Consider the following 3,971-nt stretch of genomic DNA (forward strand, 5'->3'; position numbering starts at 1 on the left):
ACCTGGCCCCGGGCCGTAACGGCGCCGCGCGGCCGGGCGGCGCGCCCACGCGCGCCCCGGGCGGCCCGGGCGGCCCCGGGCGGGCCGCGGCCCCGGCGGGCGGCTCCGGCGCCGCCGCCAGCGGCCCCGGCACCGCCCCGGCGGACGACACGGAGGCGGGCTCCGCCCCCGGCGGCAGAGGTGTGCCCACGCCCAAGGACCTCGCCGGCCTCGGCCGCGGCCCCGCAGGCGGTCAGGCGGGCGCCCAGCCGGCCCCCAGCGCCACCCTGCGCTGGTCCTCCGACAAGGGCTGGATCGAGCGCGGCTCCGGCGCCGGGCTCGGCGAGCCGCCGGAGACCGCCGGGCTGCCCATGCTGGCCCAGCTCACCAGCCCCGAGCAGCGCTGGGCCGACCGCGAGGAGGACATCACCACCGTCAGCGGCGACCCGTTCGAGGTGGGCCAGGTCTTCGCGCGCCGCTGGATCGAGCGGCTTTCCGACCCCGGCCACCTCCAGCAGCTCTCCACCGAGTACCCGCGCATCCCGCACCGCATCGACGGGGAACTGCTGCGCTACGCGGCCCGTTTCGGACTGCTCGCCCACAAGGACGACCAGATCGACGAGCACGACCGCTATGCGATCCGGGCCGGCTTCTGGCGCGAGATCGACACCCGTACGGCCGCCGAGCACGCCCCGCCCGCCGACTGACGGTGCCACCAGGACCGGCGTCGGCGTGCGGTGGCTGCGGGCACCCGAAAGCAGGCGCGGGTGATTGGGCGCGTACCCTCATAGCTCGTGAGGACGGGCGCGAAACAGGCTGCGGGCGGCGATGTGGTGTGTACCGTGCGCGGCCTGGTCAAGACCTATCCCGCCGCGCGCCGCCGCCGGGGCGTGCCCGCCGCGCCCGCCGTCCGGGCCAGCGACGGCATCGACCTCGATGTGCACCGCGGCGAGGTGTTCGGGCTGCTCGGCCCGAACGGCGCCGGGAAGTCCACCCTGGTGCGCCAGCTCACCGGGCTGCTCCGCCCCGACGAGGGCAGCGTCCGGGTGCTCGGCCACGATCTCGTACGCCACCCCGAGCGCGCCGCGCGCCTCCTCGGCTATCTGGGGCAGGACTCGACCGCGCTGGACGAGCTGACCGTCGCGCTCGCCGCCGAGACCACGGGGCGGCTGCGCGGCCTTGACGTCCGCGCCGCCCGCGCGGAGCGGGACGCGGTGATCGAGGAGCTGGGGCTCGGCGAGGTGGCCGGGCGCCCGCTCAAGAAGCTCTCCGGCGGGCAGCGGCGGCTGGCCTGCCTCGCCGCCGCGCTGGTCGGGGAGCGGCCGCTGCTGGTGCTGGACGAGCCGACCACCGGGATGGACCCCGTCGCGCGGCGGGCCGTGTGGGCCGCCGTCGACCGGCGGCGGGCGGAGCGGGGCGCGACGGTGCTGCTGGTCACCCACAATGTGATCGAGGCGGAGACCGTCCTGGACCGGGTGGCGGTGCTGGAGCGCGGCCGGGTCATCGCCTGCGACACCCCGGCCGGGCTGAAGGCGCTGGTCGCCGACGAGGTCCGGGTGGACCTCGTATGGCGGGGAGAGCCGCCGCTCGAGGTGCCCGAGGTCGCGGCGCTGCGGGAGGCCGCGCTGGCCTCCGGGCGGCGCTGGACGCTGCGGATGGCCCCGGAGCAGGCCCGGGCCGCGATCGCCACCGTGACCGGCGGCCCGGCCTTCGCCGCACTCGACGACTTCACGCTCGCCACGCCCAGCCTGGAGGACGTCTATCTCGCGCTCGGCGGCCACTCGGAGGGGGCGGAGGGGCTGGTGAAGGCGTGAGGACCGTAAGCACTGCCGAACCCGCACGGGGTGCGGCCGGTACGGGGAACAGGAGCAGCGCAAGGTGAGTGTCGTGCCCGCGGAGGCCGTGTCCGGCGGAGAAGCCCTGGCCCAGGCCGCCGAGGCGCCGTGGCCCGGCGGCGACGCCGCCCCCGCCCCCCTGGCGGCGCGGGCGCGGCTGCTGCCCGCGCTGGCCGCCGTCTACCGGGCCCAGCTGTCCAGGGCCCGGGTGGCGCGGATCCCGCTGCTGTTCGTGGCGACCTTCCAGTCCGTGGGGATCATGATCCTGATGCGCGGGGTCGTGGACGGCGGGGTGGAGGCGCGGTCCGTGGTCGCCGGGTCCAGCGTGCTGGTCGTGGCGTTCGTCGCGCTGAACCTGCTGGCGCAGTACTTCGGACAGCTGCGGGCGAGCGGCGGGCTCGACCACTACGCGACCCTCCCGGTGCCGCCCGCCGCCGTCGTGCTCGGCGCCGCCGCCGCGTACGCCTCCTTCACCGCGCCCGGGACGCTGGTGACCGCGGTGGTGGGGAGCGTGCTGTTCCAGCTGCCGATGACGCATCTGTGGGTGCTGGTCGCGGTGATTCCGCTGTCCGGCGCGGCCCTCGCGGGCCTGGGCGCGGCGCTCGGGCTGCTCGCGCCCCGCCAGGAACTGGCCACGCTGTGCGGGCAGTTGGGCATGTCGGCCGCGCTGCTGCTGGGCGTGCTGCCCGCCGAGCGGATGCCCGCGCCGGTGTCGTACGCGCGCGACGTGCTGCCCTCGACGTACGGTGTGGAGGCGTTGGCGCGGTCCTTCGACGGGAACCCCGACTGGCTGGTGGTCTGCGCGGACCTCGGGGTGTGTGCAGGTGTGGCGGTGGTCTCGCTGACCGCCGCGACCTGGGCGTATCGGCGTGCGGCCGTGCGGTGACGCGCCGCGGCGGGACTCCCGCCGCCCGATGTACGTCCGCCGCCTGGCACCATGACGGGGTGACCGCACCGTTGACTCCGCACGATCAGCCCGGGCAGCCTTCGCCGCACGACCCGTCTCCGCTGGGAGGTGCAGTGCCTTACCCCACCGCCCCGGACCCCTCCGGGCCGGGCCCCTCGGCTCCGGGCCACTCCGAGCCCGGCCCCGAGCTGCGCGCCGAGCTGGTGCAGGCGGCGCTGGTGGCGATCGGGGTGGCGGTGTCCGGGGTGCTGCTCGGGCTGGTGTGGCTGTGGCTGGCGCCGCGGATTCCACTGGTCTGGATCGGCGACGGGATCTACCCGAAGGACGCCGAGGGCGAGCAGGCGATGGGGGCGGACGGGGTGTTCACGCTGTGGGCGCTGGCCTTCGGGGCCGTGTCCGCGGCGCTCGTCTTCCTGTTCTTCCGGCGGGGCGGTGTCGCGCTGGTCGTGGGGCTGGCGATCGGCGGGGTGCTGGCTTCGGTGATCGCCTGGCGGCTCGGTGTGTGGCTCGGACCCGAGGCCGGCATCGAGGCACATGCCAAGGCGGTGGGGAAGGGCGTGACATTCGACGCGCCGCTGAAGCTGGGGGCCAAGGGGGCGCTGCTGGCGTGGTCGTTCGCGGCCATGGCGGTGCACCTGGGGCTCACATCGCTTTTTGGCCCGCGGGACGAAGAGCCGGCGCAGCCGGCGGGGTGAGGTGCGCCCATGGCGCAGCTGCCGGGCTAGCTGTTGCGCGCGATCGGCGCCAGCACCGCGTCCGTGAGCGCCGCGAGGTCCGTGGGCGACAGCTCGACCTCCAGCCCGCGCCGCCCCGCCGAGACGCAGACCGTCTCGTGGTCGGCCGCCGACGCGTCCAGGGCCGTGGGCAGGCGCTTGCGCTGGCCGAGCGGGGAGATCCCGCCCAGCACATAGCCCGTGGTGCGCTCGGCCGCCGCCGGGTCCGCCATCGCCGCGCGCTTGCCGCCCACCGCCGCCGCCAGGGCCTTGAGGTCGAGCGTGGCGGAGACGGGCACGATCGCGACGGTCAGGCCGCCGTCGACGCTCGCGATGAGGGTCTTGAAGACCCGGGCCGGGTCCACGCCGAGGGCCTGTGCGGCCTCCTCGCCGTACGAGGGGGCCGCCGGGTCGTGCTCGTAGGCGTGCACCGTGAAGGCGGTGCCGGCGGCGGTCAGGGCGGTGGTGGCCGGGGTGCCGGCGGAGGTCTTCTTCTTGGCCATATCCGGTGGGGGCCTCAGTTGGGGCTGGTGGGGT

The 3,971-nt window shown here is 76.3% G+C and carries 4 protein-coding genes and 1 pseudogene; 4 read left to right on the forward strand and 1 reads right to left on the reverse strand.

Annotated elements, in window-relative coordinates:
* The 4 genes and pseudogenes from CCN51_RS43795 to CCN51_RS43810 form a co-directional block, all read left to right on the forward strand.
* Nucleotides 1-686, forward strand: a pseudogene (locus CCN51_RS43795) (NYN domain-containing protein); the annotation flags it as partial.
* 87 nt (nucleotides 687-773) lie between these two features.
* Nucleotides 774-1,793, forward strand: coding sequence for an ABC transporter ATP-binding protein (locus CCN51_RS43800; RefSeq protein ID WP_086860846.1), 1,020 nt, complete (start codon nucleotides 774-776; stop codon nucleotides 1,791-1,793).
* A gap of 106 nt (nucleotides 1,794-1,899) precedes the next feature.
* Nucleotides 1,900-2,700, forward strand: a complete 801-nt coding sequence (locus CCN51_RS43805; protein ID WP_238545705.1) for an ABC transporter permease — start codon at nucleotides 1,900-1,902, stop codon at nucleotides 2,698-2,700.
* A 59-nt stretch (nucleotides 2,701-2,759) separates the two neighbouring features.
* Entirely contained in the window at nucleotides 2,760-3,416 is a 657-nt protein-coding gene (locus tag CCN51_RS43810; protein ID WP_043487807.1) for a hypothetical protein, read from the forward strand.
* 26 nt (nucleotides 3,417-3,442) lie between these two features.
* Here CCN51_RS43810 and ybaK read toward each other — a convergent pair whose 3' ends face one another.
* Nucleotides 3,443-3,937, reverse strand: coding sequence for a Cys-tRNA(Pro) deacylase (ybaK, locus tag CCN51_RS43815; protein WP_014180474.1), 495 nt, complete (start codon nucleotides 3,935-3,937; stop codon nucleotides 3,443-3,445).
* Between the last annotated feature and the right edge of the window lie 34 nt (nucleotides 3,938-3,971).

This window comes from Streptomyces milbemycinicus (genome assembly GCF_002154605.1).
GTDB lineage: Bacteria > Actinomycetota > Actinomycetes > Streptomycetales > Streptomycetaceae > Streptomyces > Streptomyces milbemycinicus.

Bases quoted from the DNA above. Each gene is read 5' to 3' on its own strand.
- ybaK (WP_014180474.1), bottom strand. From the start codon at position 3,937: ATGGCCAAGAAGAAGACCTCCGCCGGCACCCCGGCCACCACCGCCCTG.